We start from the raw sequence: 23,048 nt of genomic DNA, 5'->3' as shown, positions 1-23,048 counted from the left end.
GCTTAAGCTGCAATCGTCTTCATTAATCCGGCTATTTCCCGCACTATATTGTCCTGAACGGTTCGGCAGACGGGAATCGCTCCTGCAATAGCATTTTTTTGTTCCGCGTGCACAAAAAAATCCATGCCGGGCCGCCCGGCATGGAGAACTACTGATTTCTGTATTCCGTTGGTGTAACTCCGGTAATTTTTTTGAAGACACGGCTGAAATAGTTGGGATCCTTGTAGCCTGCCTCGAAGCATACTTCTTTGAGACTCATCTGCCCTGTACTCATGAGTGAAATGGCTTTTTCGATCCGTAAGCGTGTTACGAAATCGATAAAGGTCTCACCGAACTGCTGTTTGAAAATTTTGCTGAGATAATGGGGGTTCAAATGGACGTATTCGGCCACCTCTTCGAGCGATATGTCCTCTGTGAACCGCTGCTGAATATAGTTTTTTGCCCGGTCAAGAGCGGTCAACGTTTGCTGCTCGCGCTGCTCGCGAATCCGGTGCAAAGCGGAAACGACGTAAGACTGCTGCGCGCCTTCGTTCTCCGGTTTGCCGTTATGCGAAGAGTTTACAGGGATATCGCCTTTCTTGAGCTCTTCGAAACTGTAGATATTATTTTCCGGCGACGAGCAGGTGGAGGCAAAAACAGCCTCAAAGTACGATTTGTGCAGTCCTTCCGTTCCGCTGCCCGGGGAACCGATTCCGACGGATAACCGCAGTCCGAGCTGCTGCCGGGCAAGCTCGTTAAGCCGATGGGCCAACCTCTTCGTTTCCTGCCGCCAGCCGCTGTCGTTCAGGGATGACGGTTTCCGCAAAAAGACGGCGATATGGCTGTCGATCAACGAACTGATGATGGAGGCGGGACCATGCGTTTTGACAAAGCTGCGAAGACGGTCGTAAATCTTCTTTTTGTCCTGCGGATAGACCTCCTCGGTAAAAGCCATCACTATCGCGCACCCATGATCGAGGGGAAACAACAGCCATTCGGAAAGCTGCTCCGCGTCGGCATCAACCGTTTGGTCAACCATGAGCATTAATGCCAGCTCATTCTCCGCAAGAGGAATCAGTTGGGACACTTTATTCCGCAGGTCAAGCTCCTCGGCCCTTGCCCGTTTCTCCCGCTCGATTTCCTCTACCAGCCGCTTCAGCGTACCGACAATCTGTTCCTTCTTTGCGGGCTTCAATATATATTCTTTGACGCCGAGCGACAGCGCCTCCTGAGCGTATGCGAAATAATCGTATGCGGTAACCAATACGAATCTGGTGTCCGGGAGCCGCCGTTTCATGTCACGCAGTGCCTCCAAGCCGCTAATGCCGGGCATGTTGATGTCCATGACGGCGATATGCGGACGATGCTCTTCCGCGAGTTCAATTGCCGTTCGGCCGTTAGCGGCTTGAATAATTTGGAACGTATCCGGCATAGCGTGTTTCACGATCCATTCCAAACCTTCCAATTCCAGCGGCTCGTCATCCGCGATCAACAGCCGGTACATCTTTATGCTCACCGTCCTTTCCAACGGGAATCCGAATCACGACCTTCGTGCCTTTTCCGGGACTGCTGTCGATCTCGACAAGATCGTCCCTTCCATAGAAAAGCTGCAGCCGCTTGAATACGTTGCGGGTTCCGATCCCCGTCGACCGCATGCCGTCCGGTTCGGCTTCCAGCCGGAGCATGGAGAGCCTGGTCTCTTCCGTCATGCCGGCTCCATTGTCCGAAAGGGCGATAAGCACGCCGTCCGCTCCGCCCGATATGCTGAGTCGAATGACGGCTCCGCTCTCCATGCCGGCAACGCCGTGCAGAAATGCGTTCTCGACGAGGGGCTGAAGGGTTAACGCCGGTATTTCCACCTGCAGGGGAGCATCAATTTGAAGCTCAAATGTGATGCGGTCGCGAAAGCGGGCCTGCTGGATGGCGGCATATTCCTTGACGTGCGCGAGCTCCTCCTGCAAAGTGACCGGCTTGTCCAGCTTGCGGAGGCTGTAACGCAGCAGATTGGACATCGAGATAATAAGATCGCTTGTCTTCTCCGCTCCTTCCAGGAGAGCCATCTTCGAGAGTACATTTAACGTGTTGAAAAGAAAATGAGGGTTAATTTGGCTTTGTAATGCCTGAAGCTCCAGTTCCTTCACAAGACGCTGCATTTCGAGACTTTCCTTATCCTTCTCGATCAATATGCTTAGATCGGCGGACATTTGCCGGATCGCTTGCGACAGTATGCCGAGCTCATCCTCCGTTTGCGGCAGCGGGCCGATGCGGAGATTTCCTCTGGCGATTTGTTTCGCCACGCCAACAAGCCTTCCGACCGGACCGGTTATACTGCGCGAAATCCAAACCGCAAGAAGAGCTCCCATAAGCGCGTTCATGCCGAACAGTGCTGCGCCGAGCCGGTTCATGCGCTCCGTCTCGGCTCTAACGCTTTCAATGATCGGGCGGTAAAACGTGAGCTCGGCATCGACCATCCGCTGTCCTTCTTCACGAACATAGCCGACTGTTTTCTCGGCTTCTATATAATGCTCGAAGGCGGATTGAAAATCCCGTGCCTCCGCTGCGGATACGGCGGACCGCTTATACTCCAGCAATGTTGTCAGCAAATTGGCGTAGCCTTGCGGAGTGAACGATTCGGAAGAGTAGGCCGGCCCGGCGCCTTCCTTTATGCGGTCGCGCAGCCGTGCCAACTCGTCCCCGGCCGCGTCCATCCCGTCGGCGGCGGCCGCCGGGTTGAGCAAATAAGCGTAGAGCATTCTCAGATTGCTTTCCGCCTTTTCGGCTGACTGCTCGATCAGCAAAATGCGCTCCATCATTTCGTCATAGGTAGTCTGAACGATTTTCCCGCTTTGAAACACGAAATATGCGACCGTGTTCGCGAGTACGACAAGGAGAGGAATAAAGATCAACAGCTTCGTTCGAATGGTCATCGGCAATCGCCTCCGGCCCCGGCGTCCGGCGAGCCGGCCTTTAGTACGTATGATTCGGTAAAGGTTACGTTACGGGGTGTTTCCCCTTGAAAGTACCCGTTTAGCAGTTGAACCGCTTTAAATCCCATTTCCACGGGCCGCTGCACGATCGTCGCTTCGATCCGGCACGCTTGAACGGCTTTCACCGTTTCCGGCAAGTCATCAAAGCCGAAGATTCGGACCCCGGCCGGCCGAACCCGCTGCGCCGCTTCGATAATGCCGAGACCGTCCAACGAGCTGAAGCCGACCATATATTGAATCTGCGGGTGCCGCGACAGCATGTTTTGCGCCCGCTGCGCCGCCTGAAGCCGTGAAATGTCAGAAGATGCCGCTTCAACGATTTCTAGGCCGGGGTAGCGGTCAATGACCGAGCGGAAGCCGTCGAGCCGCAACCGTTGGTTTTCGGCCTTTTCATGACTGATCAGCACCCCGATGCTTCCTTGCTTTCCGGAGGCTTCCGCCACAAGCTCGCCCATTTGCCTCCCCGCGCCGAGGTTGTCCGTTCCGACATAGGCCAGCCGCCGGGAGTCCGGTTCGTCCGTATCCACCGTGACGACGGGGATGCCCAATCCGGCTGCCTTATCGATTAACCGCCGGTACTCCGGATCGTTAATTCCTTGGACTATTATGGCATCGGCTTTAGCCGCGATTGCTTTATCAAGATTCTTGATCTGCTCTGCCGGATTTATTCGGGCAGGACCGGTATATTCGAGCTCCATGCCGAAGCCGGCTGCCGCCTCGCGGGCTCCTTGCTCGATAAATCGCCAGAAAGGATTGTCAAGCTCCTGGGAAATCAATACGATATGTGCCGTATCGGCGCCGGCTGCAGATTCCGCCTGCAAAGGCACGACAAGCTTGCGGATCTGCAGAACGGAGCCGGTAAACTGCAGCAGCAGCCAAGCGAACAGCAGGAAAAGCAGGACAATCGAGAATGTCCATTTGCGATTTGACATACCGTTGCTCCTTTGAAGTCTGAAAATGAAATATTTCTTTCATTATAGATTGAACCCTGGGTTAATTGTACAATCACCGCCGAATATTTTGAGGAAACAACTTCCAACAAGAACATTTGTTTGCTATAATGGTGTTCGTGTGCACATCGCAAACCGGAAGAGGTGGAAGAACTTGTCTTTTGTGACTCGGCTTCAGTGGTTTTTTAAATGGAAGTGGGGCCGTTATGCGCTTGCCGTCGGATTGATGGCGACCGTCAGTTTGATTTCGACCATACCGCCCAAGATGGTAGGAAATACCGTCGATTTAATCCGCGGCAATAATTTGACTACCTCGGCGTTAACCCAGACGGTTCTTTTACTCATTGTCCTTGCTCTTCTTACATATGTAATGGTTTATGTATGGATTACGACGTTGTTCGGGAGTTCGTCTTTGCTGGAGAAGCTGCTCAGAGGACGGCTGCTGGCGCATCTGACGAAGATGACTCCGGGCTTTTTTCAGCGCAACAGCACAGGGCAGCTGATGGCGCTTGCGACCAACGACATTCTCGCGATCGGACAAACGGCCGGATACGGCGTAATGACTTTGGTTCACACGCTTGTCGGAGCTTCCGTCGTTGTCGTCATGATGATCTCCTTTATAAGCGTTAAATTGATGCTTGCGGCTCTCATCCCGATGCCTTTCTTAGCCATAGCCATCAACAAGCTGGGCAAACAAGTCAGGACCCGGTTTCTTGATGCGCAAGCATCCTTCGGCAAGATGAACGACCATGCTCTCGAGTCGATTTCCGGAATTCGCGTCATACGTTCCTATGTTCAGGAAGACAACGATCTGTCCGCGTTTGATCGGGTGACTTCCGATGTGATGAACAGGAATAAACAAGTAGCCGTTATGAACGCATTGTTCCAGCCGGTCATCTCGCTGATCGTCGGATTGAGCTACACGATAGGGATCGGCTACGGTTCTTACCTTGTATTTGAAGGGGAAATTACGCTGGGTCAGTTGATTTCTTTCAATATTTATCTGGGAATGCTGATCTGGCCGATGATTTCCTTCGGCGAGTTCATTAACGTGCTTCAGCGCGGAAGCGCCTCGGCGGACCGTCTTGAAACCGCGTTCACTGAGAAAGCCGACGTGCGGGATACGGAGAACCCGATAGCGGTCGAAGTGCCGGCCAGCATTGAAATGAGAAGGTTATCTTTCACATATCCGTCCTCCAACCATCCCAGTCTTGACAACATTTCATTTCGGTTGAAACGCGGCGAGACTTTGGGCATAGTAGGAAAAACCGGGAGCGGGAAGAGCACGCTGCTGAAGCAGCTGCTTCGCCAGTACCCGGTGGAACCGGAGAAGCTGTTCATCTCCGATGTTCCAATCGAGAAAATTGCTTTGGACCGGCTGAAAAGTTGGATCGCTTACGTGCCGCAGGAGCATATGCTGTTATCCAAATCGATTCGCGACAATATCGCGCTCGGTAAGCCTGATGCGACACTTGACGAGATTTCGGGAGCGACAGAGATGGCCTCTTTCGCGGAGGATATTCAACAAATGCCGGAGGGGCTGGACACGATTGTCGGCGAGAACGGCGTCATGCTGTCCGGCGGCCAAAAGCAGCGTCTGGCGATCGCCCGGGCGCTGCTGATCGATTCGGAGATTTTGCTGCTTGACGATGCGTTGTCGGCGGTGGACGCCCGCACGGAAAGCCGGATTCTTCATCATATACGCAAGGAACGCGCGGGCAAAACGACCTTGATTACGACGCACCGCCTTTCCGCCGTCAGCCACGCCAATTGGATTATCGTGCTGGATGAAGGGCGAACCGTGGAGGAAGGAAAGCATGAAGAATTGATGATGCTTGGCGGTTGGTACAAGGAGCAATGGGAACGCCAACAGATGGAAGCAAGCCTAGAAGAATAATAATCATGCATAACCAGTAAGGAGGGCTTCGGATGCCCAAGCAATCCACGGCGAGAAGACTGTTCTCGTACGCTCTTTCGTATAAATTAAAAATTATCGGCGCGCTTCTCATACTTTGCTTATCGGTCGGCGCCGAGCTTGCCGGTCCGTACATTACCAAGACGATCATCGACAAGCATCTGGCCGAAGACACGAAAGATTTGGCCGCGGTGTTCGGGCTGCTTGCCTTGTATATGGGACTTCTCCTTACCGCCAGTATCGGAAATTTTACCCAATCGTACATTCTGCAATCGACGGCGCTGCAAATCATCAAGAACATGCGAATGGATTTGATGGCTCACATTCACCGGATCCCGCTGCGCTATTTCGACAAAACGCCGATCGGGCAGGTCGTGTCGAGAATCGCGAACGATACGGAAGCGATCCGAGACTTGTTCATGAGCTTTATGGCGACATTCGTCGTCAGCTTCATACAGCTGACGGGCATTTTCGTTGCGTTGTTCATTTTGGACGTGCGTCTCGCGTTGTTTTGTCTGCTTCTTCCGCCGCTGTTCGCGATTATCATGATTATCCATTTAAAATATTCAAAGATCTACATTTCGATCATGCGGGCACGTCTTAGCGACATGAACGCGATGATTAACGAATCGATCGTCGTGATGCCGATTATTCAAGCGTTTCGCCGGGAGAAGGTAACGCAGGACGAATTTGAAGTGATGAATGAAGACCGTTATGTAAATCAAATCAAGATGCTGCGTGTGTTTTCGTTGTCTTCCCGGAACATTGTGGGAACGATCGGCGCCTTGGTGACGGCGTTCGTCGTCTGGTATTTTGGCAGCAGGTCGCTGACGGAGGCGGGCATTTCGTTCGGGGTGTTCTATGCTTTCATCGATTATTTGGGACGCATCTTCCAGCCGATTATCGGCATATTCGATCAGTTGACGAATGCTCAGCGAGCGTTTGTTTCCGCGGACAAAGTGTTTGCGATTATGGACTTGGATGGCGCCGAGGTCGGAAAGACGGATGACGCAAGCCGTCCGGAAGGCGTTGTGAAGTTCGATAACGTGTCGTTTGCGTACAAAACCGGAGAAACCGTGTTGAAGGGCATTTCTTTCGAAGCCCGCAAAGGGGAGACGGTCGCGCTTGTCGGCCATACCGGCTCGGGCAAAAGCTCGATCATTAACTTGCTGCTAGGCTTCTACGAACCGGGTGAAGGAAAGATTACGATTGACGGGCGCGACATTACGACGATGTCCAAACAAGCGCTGCGCAAACATATGGGAATCGTGCTGCAGGATCCGTTCTTGTTTGCCGGAGACATCAAGTTCAATGTGAGCCTGTATAACGAAAATATTTCACTGGACCGGGTAAAGAGCGCGCTTAGAGACGTCGGTGCGGCACCGTTTGTCGAGCAGCTGCCGGGCGGCTACGACGAGCAAGTGGTGGAGCGGGGAAGCACTTTATCATCAGGCCAAAGGCAGTTGATTTCATTCGCCAGGGCGTTGGCGTTCGATCCGTCCATACTCATCTTGGACGAAGCGACGGCAAGCATCGACAGCGAGACGGAAGGACTGATCCAACAGGCGCTGAAAGTCGTCAGCGCAGGCCGGACTACGTTCGTCATAGCTCATAGACTGTCTACCATTCGCGACGCAGACCAAATTCTTGTGCTGCACCGCGGAGAAATTGTCGAGCGGGGTAACCACGACCGGCTGATGGCGCTTGAGGGCAGATATTACAAGATGTATCAGCTTCAAAAAGGGGAAAAGCCGTCTTTGGCCGCAGGTCCGGCTGAGACCGCTGCGGCGAATTCGCCGATGGTGTGATCGGGGTGCAAAATAACAATACGCTCGAAATTGAAGGACGCCGTAAGGCGTCTTTTTAGACATATAAGAAAGTATAAGTTTCACATCTATACTTGGCTTATATTTCAACGGTAAACGGCGCCGACCTCGAAGAGGACGGCGAAGCCGTTTATCCTTGACATTGTAGAGGGATAAAAGAAAATCGATAACGGAAATTCGTGTACTTAACCTGATCAATCAGTGGGTACGACATACAGCTTAATGGAATTTTTTGTACTTAATCGGTACCGTTCGAGCGATATTCATATGTTGCGGCTACTTTTAAGTACAGTATTTTCCCATAAGTCATACTAACTACCATATAAGATGGGAATTAAGTACATGAATTTCCGTTAAGTTTCGAATCACATATTGGTTTTGCCACGCTTATAAGCCGATTCCCACCGGTCATACAGCATGATCAAGGCGATCGGAACGATGTATCGCAATGCCGTTAACAAATGATTCCAACGGTGATAGATCAACCATCCTTGATAATGAGCGAGGAAAGCAAAGGATATTCCGATGCAAGCAACTGCGGCGAATGCAATCGGCCTTGCTTTCTTAGGTATCATCGGAATGAAGATGGTAATAAGCAGAGCGAGGATGTCTCCGGTGAGCAGGTCGGTAAACCGGCAGTCGGCCATCGGCTCTTTAAATACGCCGGGTCTGTATTCATACATCTTAAATAACGGCGATGCGAACAACGCGCCGACCCACATGATGAACGTATGCGAGAAAGCCATCAATCGAAGACGGTAAGGAACAGGCGGACCGTAAGTTACAATGCGGGGGGCCAGATAAGCGGCGATACGAAAACCGGTCACATAAAATGCTGCCGAAATGGCGAGGCTCCAGTGTATGTACTTCATATATCCGAACTGCAAGAAAATCCACTCTAACACGATAAAACCGATGGCGAACGGCAGCGATATTTTCCATGGGTTAATTTTTTTGGAAGCGTAATAGACAAATACTATGAGGGTAAATGGCAGAATTAACGTATCTGCAAATATGATGCCAAGTTCATTATCATCGGAAGGATTCAGGTGCAAATGTGTAGGGAATTTGTAAAGCCCCAGCAGCAGGTTAAACAATACCTCGAACATATCCGCGGTGAACACGGCGATCGAGTACGCGGCCACAATGGAATGAAAAGACAGCCTTCCTTTGCGAATTACTGCAATCATCCAAATACCGATAACCGCCAGCGTAATCACGTACAACAATTGGAACACCATTCCCCGCACTTCGGATTTGCAGTTATTTTTGGATATTATGTAATTATTTATTCTAATGCCATGCGGCCATGATACAATATATTGCGATAAGGGATTGGAGCGTATGATCCGGCATTTCCAAATCGATGGATGGGAGAGCGTCCAATGGGAAAAAAGTTCGAAAACTCTTCAATCGCGTACGCGCTCGGCATGTTCGCCATGATGGTTCCAAGTCAAGCATTTAGCGCGTTTTACAGCTATTATTATGTGGAGAAGCTTGGTCTCGCCATCGGCCTTGCGACGATTGCAAGGGCTGTCTTCCTCATATGGGATGCCGTGAACCAGCCGATGTTCGGATATTTGTCCGACCGGACAAGAACGCGTTACGGCCGGCGCAAGCCTTGGATTTATGCGGCGATTCCGTTTTTTATGATGACGTTTGTCATGGTATTTGCAGTACCTGAAGGGTTGACGGACTTTGACTTGTTCATATGGTTTTTAATCGCACTTATACTTTATGAGGGTGTCGCTACCATTCTGTGGGTGAATTACGGAGCTTTGTTCCCGGAGTTGTTCCAAGGGGACCGGTTGAGAGCGAAGGCGTCCGCGGTCCAGCAAGGCTTCCAAATGGTAGCGATTCTTATCGGCTCGGCTTTGACGCCGATACTGTTCAACGCGCTCGGCTTCGGCAGTATGTCGGTCGTGTACGCGCTGGTTTTTGGCGTGTTTATGCTGCTGTTCGTCGTATCGGTAAGGGAAAATGAGCAAGCGATGAAGGAGCCTCCGCTGAAATTGATCGAAGCGTTCCGCGAAACCTTGAAGAATAAAGAGTTTTGGATTTTCAACATTGCGAACTCCTTCGCCCAGACCGTAAACGGACTTCTCGGTTCCATCATTCCGTTCTACGCCAAGTACGTATTGAAAATACCGGAGTCGCAGGTTTCGTTACTGCTCGCCTCCATCTTTGTGTCTGTCATTCCTCTTGTCGCGGTGTGGTACTTCATCGTGCGCAAGCTCGGAGGACTTAAGAGCTGGCGCCTTGCGTTAGTTGTATACGGGTTATCCGTCATCCCTTTGTGGTTCGGGCAAAATCTTGCCGGCGGCATCGCAGCCGGAGTCGTCGTCGGGTTCGGCCTCGCCGGATTTCTCGTTACTCCCGCCATGCTGAGCAGCCGGATTATAGACCTTGATGCGGAGAAGACCGGGCGGAGAAGGGAAGGGGTCTATACGGCCGTAGCCGGATTCATTACCCGCTCCAGCGGACTGATTTCCGCCTTGGCGTTCTGGGTGGTCGGCATGATCTTCGGATATGTGAGCGGTGAAAATCCTGGCCCGAATCCGGAAGCCACATTCAGGTATTTGGTCAGCGTCGTTCCCTTCTGTTTGTTGGCGGTCTCCATGATCGTTTCTCTGTTTTTGAAAAATTTATCGGACGACAACAATGAGCAGATCGCAAGGGCGTTGGAAGGACAAACAGTGGAGAAGTAAGTGGAGGAAGTACAGTTGATAAATTGTACAAGCCAGTTTGGGACTAAACAAACGGGCAGGATAGTTAAAATTTGGCTACAATTTATGCCCTAAGCGAACTTTGATAAACTAATCGTGAGAGGAGGAGTTATTATCTAAAAATTTAAACCTTCAAGAAGCCTGTCACTAATTTTTTTACCACTTGGCGTAGTGTTTTCACTGTCCGTTTGGGATTCAATAATTCACTAACGGCTACGACGGAAACGATAGCTAAATAAATGAGAACGTCCGGAGCATCCCCAAATTTTATTGAGGTAACGGGAGGATAGTTGAACCCATCACTCAAATTAAGCAGGATGACAGTGGATACCATAGGAGGGTTCATTTTATCTTAACAAGACTATCGGCCATCTAACAACAGGGGGGCGAATTACAAGTGCAAGAGTCGAAGTTGATAATGATTGAAGGTATACCCGGTTCCGGAAAATCGACGATGGCCCAATCCGTATCACGTACGCTAAAGCGCCAAGGCATTGTGTATAAATGGTGGTACGAGGAGGAAAAGGGGCATCCGGTATATATCTACGACGATTACAATACGATGGGTGCGGTCATTGAAGAGCTTAATGGCGGAAATTACCGGCTCGTTATTGAGAAAGCACTCGACCAATGGAGGGAGTTCAGCCGGTCCGTCCAAGCGTCTAATGAGATAGTCATCGTGGACAGCTGCCTTTACGGATATCTTACTTGGACCTTGTTTCCTTATAACGTACCGCGATACGAGATCCTAGCCTACGTCGAGGAGGTCACGCGGATCATCGCTATATGCAACCCCAGCTTAATATATTTGTACCAGAAAAACATAAGCACCGCATTACAAAAGATTTGCTCACGCAGAGGTGGCGACACCGAAGGCCGATTTATCCGTTCCGCAGTAGAGTCAACATACGGGAGAGCAAACGCACTTAGCGGATTTGACGGAATGGTTGCCTATTGGGAGGCGTATCGTGACATCACTGACGAAGCATACAAGCAATACCCATTCCGGAAAATGGCGTTGGATAACACGGACGGCGATTGGTCTACATATAACCGGGAAGTACATAAGTTTCTCGGTTTAGAGATTGCGGACGAGCATGAAGCCCCACACAATCAGGAGCGTTTTTCCGGAAGATACGTTAATGAGACGGGGGGCGACCGATTCTGTACGGTGATTCATGAGGAAGGCAGACTCCTTGTGGAAGGGCTTCCCCACGCATGGCCACGGGCACCGATACTCCAAGCGTTCGGGCTCACTTTCGATGTGGAGTCGCTACCATTTCAGATTACCTTTGAGGCCGATCCTTCGACAGGAAAGATCATACGGTTTTTCATACATGGACCTGAGCTATTGGAAGGGTCGGTTAATGGCATTTTCAGAAAAGAACCGATTACGGATCAGACAATGCGTTGAATTATCGGGGTACGATAGTTCAACAATCAACGCAAAGGCTGCGGATCGAAGAGGTCGGAGGCCATCATTGCGAACGGTCAGTTTAGCGTAGTCAACTGAGCGAGTGAAAATATTGTGGAGGGGGAACGCCCGTTCGGTATAATCAAAATGAAAATATAACTAATGGTGGGGGATAGCTTGAAAATTGAACTCAACAGAGAAGCGAAATATTACTGTGATGATTTTTCACAGATACGTGAAATACTTAGTCGAATTAATGCACGATTTGTAACTATGAAACAACAGGAAGATTATATTTTCAAAATATATGACACATTGACAAAAACAAATTCCAAGAGAATTAAAGTAAGAATCGAAAACGAGGAGTCATACCTAGTTTATGTATACTGTCGAAGAGACCAAGAAACAAATATTGAATTTGATTATTACCAGGTTAAAGACGGACAAATCATTTCAATCTTTACCTCTCTTTACGGTGAAGCGATACGTATTAATAAAGTAAGGGAAGTTTGGTCCAAAGATAATGTGGTCTTTCACTTGGACACTGTTGAAGGCATCGGGAAGATTTTCGAAATTGAGCTTTTAAAATCAGGTATTAACCAAAATAATGAGGACTTGGATGGCTACAAACAGTTGTTTCAAAGCTATCTTTTGAAAAAAATCGAAGGATCCAATGAAGACTTAGTGTCCGGAAAGGACTTTGAAGATGGCAATTACTAATTACTCGGCCCATAACATGGACCTTGCCAGTCAAATGGAATACCTCACATCGATTATTTTGCTGAATCCTATTCTGGACCATATTTTCAGGAAGGCTCCTGATCTAAAATTAGAACATTATTACATAGGTGCAGGGTGTATTACTCAAAGTATTTGGAACCACCTATGTGGGTTTCCGGTTAATGGCGGGATCAGTGACATTGATTTTGTTTACTACGACCCGGACCTATCGTATGACAAGGAGTGCGAGGTAATAGATAATGTCAAAGGATTACTCGTCGACATTCCTTTAAGAATAGATATTAAAAATCAAGCACGAGTCCACTTATGGTATGAGCAGCACTTCGGTTATCCTATAAATCCATATTCTTCACTTGAAGAGGCAATTAATACTTGGCCTACAACAGCTACTGCAATTGGGTTGAGAAGAAATGCAAACGGAACATTTAGAGTCTATGCACCATTTGGATTAAATGATTTATTCGGTTTAATTGTAAGAGCAAATAAAGCCCAAATAACAAAAGAGATATATGAAAAGAAAGTACATAGGTGGAAGTCTAACTGGCCAGATCTTACTGTCATTCCATGGGATTAACTATTAAACAAACGGGTACGAGAGCTCAAACAACAAGGGCTGTCGACGAACTGTGGTGTAAGATTAATCAATTGTTCAGGGGGCTCACATGGAATCTAAAAGAGCAGCAGCTGAAAAAGCTGTAGAGTATGTACGTGACGGTATGGTCGTTGGTTTGGGTACAGGGTCTACTGCTTATTGGGCTATTCAAAAATTAGGAGTGGAAATAAAGAAAGGTCTAAGTATTAAGGCAGTAGCAACTTCAATTAACTCTGAGAACTTGGCTAAGGAGTTAGAAATTCCGTTAATTTCAATTTCTGAGAGAGAAAGCTGGGTACGCTTGGATGTGTTCCACAATTAAGGATTCTCGATAATAAGCCATTCATTACAGATAACGGAAATTATATAGTTGATTGTGACTTCGGGAATATAGACCAACCAAGAGAATTTCATACCGCGATCAACATGATACCAGGAGTTGTAGATAACGGATTATTTATTCAGATGGCAACAAAAGTGATTATTGGTTATCAAGATGGTTCTGTTAAAGAACTATGAAAAATAACGGGTTATTTATCGCTAAACTAAACGGAAAACAATAATTAATGCAACCGGCAGTCAGGGCAATAATTGAGACTGCCGGTTTTGTAGGAAGATTTGTGTCGTTAGATGTGTGCGTTAGGTTTTCATGATAATGTAGGAACATTTCTGTCGTTTATGTAGGGACATTTCTGTCGTTAGAATTGAAGTATTTTAACGACAGAAATGTGACGACATAAAATTCATTATTTAAAGCCCAGCTTATGGGCTTTTTCCCATTTATGTCGGCACTTTCGGTTCGTGGGTCTGCGATACAAAAGATCCGACATTGTACTCAAACGAAACAAATGTAGTGACATTACATATGTCAACCTCGCTAAACTAAACCGAGGGACGGGCAGATTAGTACAACAAATTTTCGGATAATTATCTAGACTGTATTGGTTTCCATCTGTGGTATAATTGCATAAGTCCATGCAGGAGGGATATAGATGTATAACTTTATTGCACCCCCGGTAGTACCGCAAGCAGTAGAATCTACTGTCAAGGTACTACATTAATTTTGCTGGTCCTTTTCCGTAGATTCTACTGTATGAAAGGGCAGACTAGTTTCATTGGTCTCACCATCATATTAGTAGAAAGCGGGAAAAAAATTGAAAGAAAAAATTTATTTTGTATTGTCCATGATCATCTTTGGTGCAGTTGGAGTTTTCGCAAAGTATATTGAATTGAGCTCAAGTGAAATAGCTTTATTAATGAGTCTGATTGGCAGTTTATTATTATTCATTGTCTGCGTCTTAACCAAGATTAAAGTATCTTGGCATAACATGAAAAAGAATGCTCTTGCATTGTTACTCGCAAGCATTTCCTTGAGCGGGAATTGGATCTTTCTCTTTCAGTCTTACAAGGAAACGACAATCGCAAATGCCGCTTTAAGCTACTATTTTGCTCCCGTTTTGGTTATCGTTATGTCACCTATTGTGCTTAAAGAAAAACTCTCGCTCAAAAAAGTATTATGTGTCTGTGCAGCCCTCTTCGGGTTGATATTAATTTTGCAGAGCGGCAGAAGCGATGAACACGGCAATCATTTGCTTGGTATTGTCTATGGACTCATTGCGGCAACTTTCTATGCAATCCTGACAATTACCAATAAATTTATTAGAAACATGAATGGAATAGAAATCACATTCTCACAATTATTATTATCCTCGGTATTGTTAATTCCTTACCTTTTTATTACTGAAGAGAAATTAGGATTATTTCAGATATCAAGCAATTCCGTTATCCTTATTTTGATTTTGGGTATCCTGCATACAGGCGTGGGATTCTACCTATTCTTTTCAGGAATGAAAGGTCTGGAAGGTCAAAGCATCGCCATATTAAGTTATGTAGATCCCCTAACATCATTATTGATTTCAGCTCTAGTGATAGGCGAAAGGATGACATTGGTTCAAATATTAGGTGCTGTCCTGTTACTGGGATCAACGTTTATTAGTGAAGTAAGCACAAAGATGAAAAATCCTTCTAGGAAAAACCGATTGTTAAGCTAACGGGTAACGATAGTGGAATTACGGTTGCTTTTCGGCAGCCGTTTTTTGTTCGTTAAATTAAAGGGCTGTTGCCGCTTAATGTGGACTAATCCTAACACTTCAGATTTTGAAGATTGGGTTTCCAAACAAGAAGTATCGGCAACGAACAAAAACTCCAAACTTGAGCTTGAAAGCATAAGAAGCAAGAATTATCTGTTCTTTTCGTACCATGAACTAACACTCGTTAGGGAGAGGGATGAACATTTCGTCTCGTACGCTCTATATTCAGGGATTGGACTGTTAAAAATGATATTCACAATTAGTGCACCTGGTGATAGTGTGAAAAAGTCGCCTGTTTTGTAAGAATTGAATGAAACTAAATAAAAGTAAGAGTATAGCGACGGGTTCCAGTGTATTTCTCGTCTTTATATTTTGGCTGAATAAGATATCGCAACGCTTTTGATGGTGGGGTAAGTAGATCTGGATTGGATGGATGCACGAATGAAGAAGATTCTTGTCGCATTTTGCGCGCTATTGTTGCTATTGTCTTCTGCTTGCGAGAACAAATTATGGACCTTCAGCGCGTTGGAACGGAGTGGCTCGTATGGGGAGACATGAATTACACGCAGTTTGATTGAAGTCTGTTCTTAAGAAAGGAAGATATAATGGAACGTCAGAGGTCCTTACACTTATGAATCGTATCGAATTTGACAAGGGAACATTCTCTGTAACATGGAACGGCCAATCCGTCGCTCTGCTGCCGAAAGAGTTCGAACTGTTGGAGTTCATGCACCGGCATTCCGGTCAGACGTTATCGAGGGAGCAATTGCTGCATGCCGTATGGCCGCTGCAGTTTCCGACCGATCGGACGGTAGACGATCATGTGTACCGGTTGCGAAAAAAACTTGCACTATGGGATCCTATGATCAGGATTGAGACGGTCCGAAGCTCCGGTTATCGTTTTGCGGCAAAGGTGCCGGGGCACACAGATAATCCGCTGCATCATGTCCCTTCGTTTACAGAAGATATGCGAAACATTTTCACCGCCTTTGTCAGGTATGGTAGAGGCGATGCGCTGTTAACGTTGTACCGGAATAAGGACGTATTCGGATTTGACATAGATTTAACCTATCAACTGTTGATCCGGTTTATGGAAGGGGACCTGCGCTTTCTGGTGGAGGAAGACCAGGCAACGTTTGCCGAACGGGCATTTTTTCTTCTGAATATCTATCAACATATGAATCCTAATGAGAACCGCAAATATGTGGAAACGGCGCTGCGGTGCAAAATACTCCCTTCCGTATGGCACAATGAGTTGGAAAACTACATTCTCATATACATGCTTATGGACTGGGGCGAATACGACAAAGCGAAGGCGAAACTCGATGCCTTGTCGCTGGAAATCGAACAGAACGGATGGGACGGTCTCATTCCTTATGCCGCCAACTTGAAGCTGGAGTATGACCTGCGTATTCGAAACTGGAAACAGATCGGTGCGGATATCAAACAGGCGGAGGAACGGTTGGAACAATTTCCGTATCAGCGGGAGCAGGGGCAATTTAATATTTTAAAAGGAATAGCGATGTACGGGAAGAACCCGCATGAAGCATTGCAATGTATCGATCAAGGCTTGGACATTTTGAAACGCTCGCGTTTTCTGCCTCATTTGATGAGCGGGCTTCATACTTTGATTTCTTTTGCGCAGGCCGAACAATGGGGCGGGATTCTGGAAAAGTACGAGAAGGAATGGGACCGCTTTTCGCGTCATATCGGGTTGAGTGAGATGGAAGGCCTGATCAGGCAACAATTGCAGACTCATTTGGGAAGCTTCTGATATTGCTCTGACAAAGGTACGTTACTTTGGAAGAAAAATGCCGGAGGTTTTTTATTATGGAATTGTCGCGAGAACAAATATGGGCACCGCTGCGTATCCGGGCATTTCGCCGGTTATTCATCGGGCAGGCGCTGTCGGACTTCGCCAATTGGATCGATTTTGTCGCACTGAGCGCTTTAATCGTATACACGTGGGGTTACGGGTCGATGGCGATTGCCTTATTGTCCGTCTGCATAGGCGTTCCTTGGGTCGTTGTCGGACCGTTGATGAGTGTGCGCGCAGGGCGCTTGTCCGGAAAGAAGGTGCTTGTAGTATGCGATTGTTTGCGGGCTGTCATTGTGTTGGGGATGGTTTGGGCGCCCTCCCTTCCGGTGTTGCTGTTGTTAGTGTTTCTAAAAATGTGCGTAAGCGCCGTGTTCGATCCGGTAAGACAAACCGCCGTGAAACGGTTGGTGGAACCGGGAGCGATGGCCCAGGCGTCTTCGTTAAGCCAAATGTCGGTAAACTTGACGAAGATTATCGGGCCGATGGCAGGCGGAGCTTTGATCGGATGGATCGGCGAATGGACGCCTTTTCTCATCGGTGCGGTGTTATATGCGGTTTCCGCATCGGTTCTGTCCGGCATGCCGGAATGGACGAACAAGGACGAGACAATTATCAAAGAGAAAAGCAGCCTCCGCGAGGCGTGGACTCATATTGCCCGCCGGCCGGTATTGAAAGCTGCAATTGTGTACGCAGCCATAATCTTCTTCTTGATCTTCTTGTATGACGGCTTGTTCGTCATGCTCACCAAAGAAGCGGGAATGAACGAAGCGCACTTCGGGCTGCTCATCGGCGCAGTCGGAGCGGGGAGCGTGGCCGGGGCGTTGGCTGCGGGACAATGGAGCGGTTGGAAGCATAAGCCGTTGACGCACATGATATCGGCCGGCTTCGTTTCCGGCATCCTCATTGCCGTCGCGGGTTTGGGGCCTGCGGGGTGGCTGCCGAATACGCTCTGGCTATGGATTCCGTTGTGTATAATGCTAGGCTTTTGCGGCGCGCAAAGCGCGACTCCGTTCGGATACATCTTACAAACGGAATCTACCGACGATACGATCGGTCCGATTTCAGCGCTTTCCAACTCGTTGCAGACAGTCTCGATGCTGATTGCGCCGGTTTTGGGCGCATTAGCGGCCGCATGGGTCGGCACGGGATGGGTGTTTATATTCGCCGGTGCGGCGATGGTATGTTTGGCCGCGGTTTACCGCCTGGCGGTGGTAGGTGTGAAAGAACGCGGGAAAGAAACACCAGTTTCAGTCTCATAACCCGAAAGGTGAACGTATTAGTTTCATTTATTGAAGTTATTTTTGAAAAATGATGCGTTTCTGGCGTGATAGTTTCATTTTTTGAAATTATTTCTTGAATTGTCTAGCTTGCTGGTCGCTTTAGAAAAAATAGTTTCAATTTTTGAAGTTATTTGGGGGTTTGCGGGCAGCTGCGGGATAATAGTTTCAAATTTTTAAGTTATTACGCGGCGCTGCTTAGTAGAAATGTCTAAAAGATTCGCAGACCGGGCACAATAAACGTAAAACCTATGGATTTCGGTGGGAGGAGTACGTTTATGAGAGCGCCGCGCGAAAATGTGTTGTGGGACCGCCCTCAAGCGCTGCTTGAGGGTGTCGTTCGTCATATCGAAAGAATTGTAATCGGAAAGAGAGAGTCGATAGAGCAAATTCTAATAGCTATTCTTTGCGGAGGACATGTGCTGCTGGAAGACGTGCCGGGAGTCGGCAAAACGCTTCTCGCAAAAACGGCGGCCAAGGCGCTCGGATGCACATTCGGTAGAATTCAATGCACTCCGGATTTGCTGCCGTCAGACGTGACCGGCGTCTCGGTGTACAAGAAAGCGCTCGAGACGTTCGAGTTTCGGCCGGGGCCGATTATGGCGAACATCGTGTTGGCGGACGAGCTGAACCGTACGTCGCCGAAGACGCAATCGGCGCTGCTTGAAGCGATGGAGGAGCGCCATGTGACGGTCGACGGGGAGACGTATGCGCTCCCGGAGCCGTTCGTCGTGCTGGCGACGCAAAATCCGCTCGGCTTCGAAGGCGCATACCCGCTGCCGGAAGCGCAGCTCGACCGGTTTCTGATGAAGATCCGGCTCGGGTATCCGACGGCGGCGGAAGAGACCGCGCTGCTTAACCGGGCGGACGGCGCGATGTCAAGCGCCGAAACGCGAGCGCTGCTCTCCCTGGAGGAGCTGCGCGAGCTGCAGCGGCAGGCGGCGTTGACGCACGCCGACGATTCCATCAAGCAGTACATCGTACTGCTTGTGCATGCGACGCGCCGGTCGCCCGAGCTTTCGCTCGGGGCGAGTCCGCGCGCGTCGCTGGCGCTGCTGCGCGCGGCGCAGGCGCAGGCGCTGCTGCGGGGACGGGGGTTCGTCGTCCCCGACGATGTGAAGGCGCTTGCCGGGCCGGTGCTGGCTCACCGGCTTGTCGTGCGCCCGGAAGCTTCCTATGCCAGCGTAGTGGCGGAAGAGGCGCTCCGCCGCATCGTGCGCGAAACGCCGGTGCCCGCATCGCCCGCATCGTTCGGGGGCGTCGCCAGATGAAAATATACGGGTGGGCTGCGGCCGCGGTATGGGTGCTTTTAGGGGCGGCGTACGCATATCAACGCGGCTTTGCATTCGGTTTCGTATTCTTTGCTTATAGTCTGTTATGCATATACGGCATTATTGCGGGATGGATCGGTTTGCGCGGTGTCAAAGCAACCCGGATCGTATATAAAGACGGGGGTCCGGCCGTGCCCGCGACATTCACGGCGGGCGACGAAGCGGCGGTGGAAGTCACTTTGCGGCGTCCGTTTCCGCTGCCGCTCCCATGGGTCGCCGTGAGGGACCGGGCGGGCGGTTGGCGTCATGACCGCTTGTGCGGACCGTGGCTGGGCGATGAGCTCAAGTATCGTTATTTACTGCCGCTGCCGGAACGCGGAGTATACCGTTTCGAGCATTTGGAGTTGTGGACGGGAGACCCGTTCGGTATCGTGACGAGAAAGCTTCGCGTTCCGATGCCTGCGGACGAAGCGGTTGCCGCTCCCAAGCCTTTCTTGTTTGACGCGGCCGCGGAGAGAGCGCTGCTGCCGCTCTCCGAAGAGGACCGTTACGGCGGCGTACGTCCGTTTCGCGACGGCGATCCCGTGAAAAGCATCGTTTGGAAGACGGCGGCGAGAACCGGGCAATGGATGGTCAGATCGCCGGAGGACCATGGAACAATTCGGGACGCGGCGGTGCTGGTGGATGCAACGGTATCCGGGCGCGGGGACGATTCCAAAGCGCTTCTCGATTTGTGTGCGGAAGCGGCTGCAGGCGTCTGCGCCGCTCTGACGAGGCATCGCCTCTCGTTCGGCGTGTGGGACGGGTCGGCTCGGTCACGGAATGCCTCTTGGGCTTACCGGTTCGCAGCGCTTGAACCCTACGTAGGGACATCTTTCGCGGATGCGGCTCGAAAATCGGCCGCTTTCGGTCCTGAAACATCGATCGTTATCGTCAGTCCGTCGGCGGACGGCGACGCGGTTGTCTTGTGCCGGGATTTGCGTGCGCGGGGAACGCATGTCGTCTATATCTTTGTAAGTCTGGGAACGCGAGCGAGCGAACGCGAACGGGCGGCATTGGAATGGATCGCTAGATCCGGCTGCCGTGTGGTGAAGCTTGAAAAGTCAGGAGGTGTCTATGTTGAAACGGACAGAGTCGATCGAACTTCGTCATTTTGAGGACAGCCCGCATCGGGGCGGAAGCTCATTACCGTATAACTTGATCGTCTCCGCTTTTATTTTCCTGCTTTTCTGGGAGTGGCTGCGGCCGCTGACGGCGATGGCGGAGTTGACGGATATACACAGGTTGAATCCCTTTATATGGGCCGTCGGAGCCTATTTGCTCATTGACGCACTGCGTGTTACCGGTTGGATTGGCTGGCCGTTGAAGGCCGTATTCACGGCCGGTTGGATCGGTTATTGGTTTCGGCCTGATGCGCTCGCTTCGCATACTTGGTGGCGGCAGGCCGCAAGCATCGCCGAGAACGACCTTCAGCGCCTTCTGAATGCCGAATTGTTCGCACTAAGTCCGGAATCGAGAACGTTCGTCTTCTTGCTTGGGTGGGCGGCTTTGGTATATGCCGTTCAGCGCATTGTGACCGAACGCGGTCAAGGCGTCTGGTTTGTCGGCGCTACGGTCGGATTTTTGCTGCTTCTGCAATTATGGCCGGGGATCGACACGAATGAGGGGCTGATCAGGGCGGCGGCATGGGGTCTGATGATGCTGGCGGTGCTGAACGGACCGAAGTGGGAATTATTGTCGGGCTTCGGCTTTGCCGGCGGCAAACGGTCGCTTGCGGCAAGCGCGGCGGCGGGAGCGGTGCTGGGAGCGGTTGTCCTCGGCGGAGGTTACGCGTTATCGGCGTCGCTGCCCAAGACGGTCGAGCCGGTTAGTTTGGAGCCTGTTGTGCAATGGGCGGGCAAAGCGGCGATCGACGGGTTGTCATTTACGGCCGAAGCGAAAACAGGGTACGGCTCATATGACGGAAATCTCGGAGCGCCGGTAACGGCCGACGATTCGGTAGCGTTCGTCGCCCGCTCGTCGCAACCGTCGTATTGGCGCGGAGAGTCGAAAGACATATACACCGGCAGGGGATGGCGGAAAAGCGCATTATCCGACGGCGGCACAATGTTTCAAGCCGGCGGCGCAGCGGGGGACCCGGCCGCGGACACGGCGATTTCTCAACGTATTGCCGTCGTCGACGAAAGCTTTTCCCGATTCGTGTTCGCCGGCGGCTCCGTGCTTCGCTTTACGGAGCTCACTTCGCGAGACGGCGAAAGCGTCTCCGAGATACATATCCGCCACGACGAAGAAACCGGTTCGTATTACGTCGGAACCAATACGGTAGAGCTTTCTTCATACGCGTTCGAAGCGTCGGCGGGCAAAGGAGATTGGGAGACGCTGTTGTCGGATCGCGGCACCGTACCGGAACAAATAACGCGGCGCAATCTTCAATTGCCGGACGGCTTGCCCGCCAGAGTAAAACAGTTGGCCGAGCAAATCGTAGAGGAAGTGCCGGATAACCGGTTGCTGCGAGTATCGGCGGTCCAGCGGTTTCTGCACGAAAGCTACACGTACACGCTGGATACGGAATTGCCGCCTCGCGGCGCCGATTTCGCGGATACGTTTTTGTTTGAGCGGCGCGCGGGGTATTGCAACCATTTTTCCACCGCCATGGTCGTGCTGCTCCGGTCCATCGGCATAGAATCGCGATGGGTGAAAGGCTTTGCTCCGGGAACGCCGGATGCGGACAATGCCGGAACATACGTGGTTCGGAACAAAGACGCGCATTCATGGGTGGAGGTGTATTTTCCCGGTGCTGGTTGGGTTCCTTTCGAAGCGACACCCGGTTTTGGAGGGGAGGCGGTGAATATGGTCTCTGCGGATGAGCAAACGGCGGGAACGGGTGCGCAATTCGATGAGCCGTCCGGTAATGAGATGAATTCTATCGCGGCCGCGCCCGCGGCCACGGCATCGACGCAGGACGAATGGTTTGCCCGCGCATCCGGCTGGTTGACCGAAGCTTCGAACATATGGAACGAAACGGCGGCCGCAGCGAAACGCTTGAAGCGTCAATACGATGCGGCCGTAGCGGAAGACGGAAGGCTGCCCGCGGCCATGATCGGGCTTGCAGGCATTGGGATTATCGCGGCGGCGGCTCCGCTCATCGTAAAATTATCCGCTTCACGCCGAGGACCGCGGTTACCTTCGATGCGGCGGGACCCTGCTTCCGCTGCTGCGATTGCGCGGTTGGACGCGTTCTGGACAAGGATGTATAGACGTTACGGGCAGAGGTCCGTATCCTGCACGCTTCGGGAGTACGTCGCGGGACTGCCTCCGCACGGCAGAAAAGCGCTGGAGGAGCTTCTGCAATATGACGAGCTCGTTCGTTTCGGAGGCGGAACCGGCCGGCGGGCAACGCGTCAGTGGCTGGAAGAAGTGTGGCGCAAAGTGTCCGGCTCGTAATTGCGGAAAGAAAAATA

Annotated in this window: 17 protein-coding genes and 1 pseudogene; 13 read left to right on the top strand and 5 right to left on the bottom strand. The window is 50.4% G+C overall.

Annotation, left to right across the window (positions count from 1 at the left end):
* Positions 1 to 2 precede the first annotated feature (2 nt).
* From JET16_RS30615 to JET16_RS16505, 4 genes are read right to left on the bottom strand one after another with little or no spacing between them, the layout of a single operon-like run.
* The gene (locus JET16_RS30615) at positions 3 to 125 is read right to left on the bottom strand and encodes a hypothetical protein (protein WP_267908707.1); all 123 of its coding nucleotides are present in this window, start codon (positions 123 to 125) and stop codon (positions 3 to 5) included.
* Between the two features lie 23 nt (positions 126 to 148).
* The gene (locus JET16_RS16515) at positions 149 to 1,483 is read right to left on the bottom strand and encodes a helix-turn-helix domain-containing protein (RefSeq protein WP_199617590.1); all 1,335 of its coding nucleotides are present in this window, start codon (positions 1,481 to 1,483) and stop codon (positions 149 to 151) included.
* Positions 1,458 to 2,906 (bottom strand): sensor histidine kinase, encoded by a 1,449-nt coding sequence (locus JET16_RS16510; protein ID WP_199617589.1) that lies wholly within the window; start codon positions 2,904 to 2,906, stop codon positions 1,458 to 1,460. Before JET16_RS16510 ends, JET16_RS16515 begins: the two co-directional genes overlap by 26 nt.
* The gene (locus JET16_RS16505) at positions 2,903 to 3,898 is read right to left on the bottom strand and encodes a substrate-binding domain-containing protein (protein ID WP_199617588.1); all 996 of its coding nucleotides are present in this window, start codon (positions 3,896 to 3,898) and stop codon (positions 2,903 to 2,905) included. Before JET16_RS16505 ends, JET16_RS16510 begins: the two co-directional genes overlap by 4 nt.
* A 172-nt stretch (positions 3,899 to 4,070) precedes the next feature.
* On the opposite strand from JET16_RS16505, the gene JET16_RS16500 reads away from it, so the two are divergent.
* The gene (locus JET16_RS16500; protein WP_199617587.1) at positions 4,071 to 5,813 is read left to right on the top strand and encodes an ABC transporter ATP-binding protein; all 1,743 of its coding nucleotides are present in this window, start codon (positions 4,071 to 4,073) and stop codon (positions 5,811 to 5,813) included.
* A 32-nt stretch (positions 5,814 to 5,845) separates the two neighbouring features.
* Entirely contained in the window at positions 5,846 to 7,639 is a 1,794-nt protein-coding gene (locus JET16_RS16495) for an ABC transporter ATP-binding protein (protein WP_199617585.1), read from the top strand.
* Between the two features lie 383 nt (positions 7,640 to 8,022).
* Here the strand turns inward: JET16_RS16495 and JET16_RS16490 are convergent, their stop codons facing one another.
* The gene (locus JET16_RS16490; RefSeq protein WP_199617583.1) at positions 8,023 to 8,898 is read right to left on the bottom strand and encodes a hypothetical protein; all 876 of its coding nucleotides are present in this window, start codon (positions 8,896 to 8,898) and stop codon (positions 8,023 to 8,025) included.
* A gap of 144 nt (positions 8,899 to 9,042) precedes the next feature.
* Here JET16_RS16490 and JET16_RS16485 point away from each other — a divergent pair, with 144 nt between their 5' ends.
* The 11 genes and pseudogenes from JET16_RS16485 to JET16_RS16435 all read left to right on the top strand — a co-directional run bounded on the left by JET16_RS16485 (position 9,043) and on the right by JET16_RS16435 (position 23,031).
* The gene (locus tag JET16_RS16485) at positions 9,043 to 10,365 is read left to right on the top strand and encodes an MFS transporter (RefSeq protein WP_199617582.1); all 1,323 of its coding nucleotides are present in this window, start codon (positions 9,043 to 9,045) and stop codon (positions 10,363 to 10,365) included.
* Positions 10,366 to 10,780: 415 nt separating this feature from the next.
* On the top strand, positions 10,781 to 11,797 hold the full coding sequence (locus JET16_RS16480) for an AAA family ATPase (protein WP_199617581.1): 1,017 nt from the start codon (positions 10,781 to 10,783) through the stop codon (positions 11,795 to 11,797).
* Positions 11,798 to 11,974: 177 nt separating this feature from the next.
* On the top strand, positions 11,975 to 12,517 hold the full coding sequence (locus JET16_RS16475) for a CYTH domain-containing protein (RefSeq protein WP_199617580.1): 543 nt from the start codon (positions 11,975 to 11,977) through the stop codon (positions 12,515 to 12,517).
* Positions 12,504 to 13,112 (top strand): nucleotidyltransferase family protein, encoded by a 609-nt coding sequence (locus tag JET16_RS16470; RefSeq protein ID WP_199617579.1) that lies wholly within the window; start codon positions 12,504 to 12,506, stop codon positions 13,110 to 13,112. Before JET16_RS16475 ends, JET16_RS16470 begins: the two co-directional genes overlap by 14 nt.
* An 88-nt stretch (positions 13,113 to 13,200) precedes the next feature.
* Positions 13,201 to 13,649, top strand: a pseudogene (locus JET16_RS16465) (ribose-5-phosphate isomerase A).
* A gap of 635 nt (positions 13,650 to 14,284) precedes the next feature.
* Positions 14,285 to 15,181 carry a DMT family transporter gene (locus tag JET16_RS16460; RefSeq protein WP_199617578.1) on the top strand — a complete coding sequence of 299 codons (897 nt, stop codon included), beginning with the start codon at positions 14,285 to 14,287 and terminating at the stop codon, positions 15,179 to 15,181.
* A 670-nt stretch (positions 15,182 to 15,851) separates the two neighbouring features.
* Positions 15,852 to 16,994: a winged helix-turn-helix domain-containing protein gene (locus JET16_RS16455; RefSeq protein WP_199617576.1), complete on the top strand. Its 1,143-nt coding sequence runs from the start codon at positions 15,852 to 15,854 to the stop codon at positions 16,992 to 16,994.
* Positions 16,995 to 17,050: 56 nt separating this feature from the next.
* Positions 17,051 to 18,298: an MFS transporter gene (locus tag JET16_RS16450; protein WP_199617574.1), complete on the top strand. Its 1,248-nt coding sequence runs from the start codon at positions 17,051 to 17,053 to the stop codon at positions 18,296 to 18,298.
* Between the two features lie 296 nt (positions 18,299 to 18,594).
* Positions 18,595 to 19,587, top strand: a complete 993-nt coding sequence (locus tag JET16_RS16445) for an AAA family ATPase (protein ID WP_199617573.1) — start codon at positions 18,595 to 18,597, stop codon at positions 19,585 to 19,587.
* The gene (locus JET16_RS16440; RefSeq protein WP_199617572.1) at positions 19,584 to 20,744 is read left to right on the top strand and encodes a DUF58 domain-containing protein; all 1,161 of its coding nucleotides are present in this window, start codon (positions 19,584 to 19,586) and stop codon (positions 20,742 to 20,744) included. The genes JET16_RS16445 and JET16_RS16440 overlap by 4 nt, the downstream gene beginning before the upstream one ends.
* On the top strand, positions 20,704 to 23,031 hold the full coding sequence (locus JET16_RS16435) for a transglutaminase-like domain-containing protein (protein ID WP_199617571.1): 2,328 nt from the start codon (positions 20,704 to 20,706) through the stop codon (positions 23,029 to 23,031). Before JET16_RS16440 ends, JET16_RS16435 begins: the two co-directional genes overlap by 41 nt.
* The last annotated feature ends 17 nt before the right edge of the window (positions 23,032 to 23,048 follow it).

The sequence above is a fragment of the Paenibacillus alkalitolerans genome (assembly GCF_016482785.1).
Taxonomy (GTDB): Bacteria; Bacillota; Bacilli; order Paenibacillales; family YIM-B00363; genus Paenibacillus_AE; species Paenibacillus_AE alkalitolerans.
This window is presented reverse-complemented; position numbering and strand designations above follow the sequence as displayed.

Bases quoted from the DNA above. Each gene is read 5' to 3' on its own strand.
- JET16_RS16505 (WP_199617588.1), bottom strand. From the start codon at position 3,898: ATGTCAAATCGCAAATGGACATTCTCGATTGTCCTGCTTTTCCTGCTG.
- JET16_RS16455 (WP_199617576.1), top strand. From the start codon at position 15,852: ATGAATCGTATCGAATTTGACAAGGGAACATTCTCTGTAACATGGAAC.
- JET16_RS16510 (WP_199617589.1), bottom strand. From the start codon at position 2,906: ATGACCATTCGAACGAAGCTGTTGATCTTTATTCCTCTCCTTGTCGTA.
- JET16_RS16445 (WP_199617573.1), top strand. From the start codon at position 18,595: ATGAGAGCGCCGCGCGAAAATGTGTTGTGGGACCGCCCTCAAGCGCTG.
- JET16_RS16435 (WP_199617571.1), top strand. From the start codon at position 20,704: ATGTTGAAACGGACAGAGTCGATCGAACTTCGTCATTTTGAGGACAGC.
- JET16_RS16485 (WP_199617582.1), top strand. From the start codon at position 9,043: ATGGGAAAAAAGTTCGAAAACTCTTCAATCGCGTACGCGCTCGGCATG.
- JET16_RS16470 (WP_199617579.1), top strand. From the start codon at position 12,504: ATGGCAATTACTAATTACTCGGCCCATAACATGGACCTTGCCAGTCAA.
- JET16_RS16495 (WP_199617585.1), top strand. From the start codon at position 5,846: ATGCCCAAGCAATCCACGGCGAGAAGACTGTTCTCGTACGCTCTTTCG.
- JET16_RS16490 (WP_199617583.1), bottom strand. From the start codon at position 8,898: ATGGTGTTCCAATTGTTGTACGTGATTACGCTGGCGGTTATCGGTATT.
- JET16_RS30615 (WP_267908707.1), bottom strand. From the start codon at position 125: ATGGATTTTTTTGTGCACGCGGAACAAAAAAATGCTATTGCAGGAGCG.
- JET16_RS16450 (WP_199617574.1), top strand. From the start codon at position 17,051: ATGGAATTGTCGCGAGAACAAATATGGGCACCGCTGCGTATCCGGGCA.
- JET16_RS16515 (WP_199617590.1), bottom strand. From the start codon at position 1,483: ATGTACCGGCTGTTGATCGCGGATGACGAGCCGCTGGAATTGGAAGGT.
- JET16_RS16440 (WP_199617572.1), top strand. From the start codon at position 19,584: ATGAAAATATACGGGTGGGCTGCGGCCGCGGTATGGGTGCTTTTAGGG.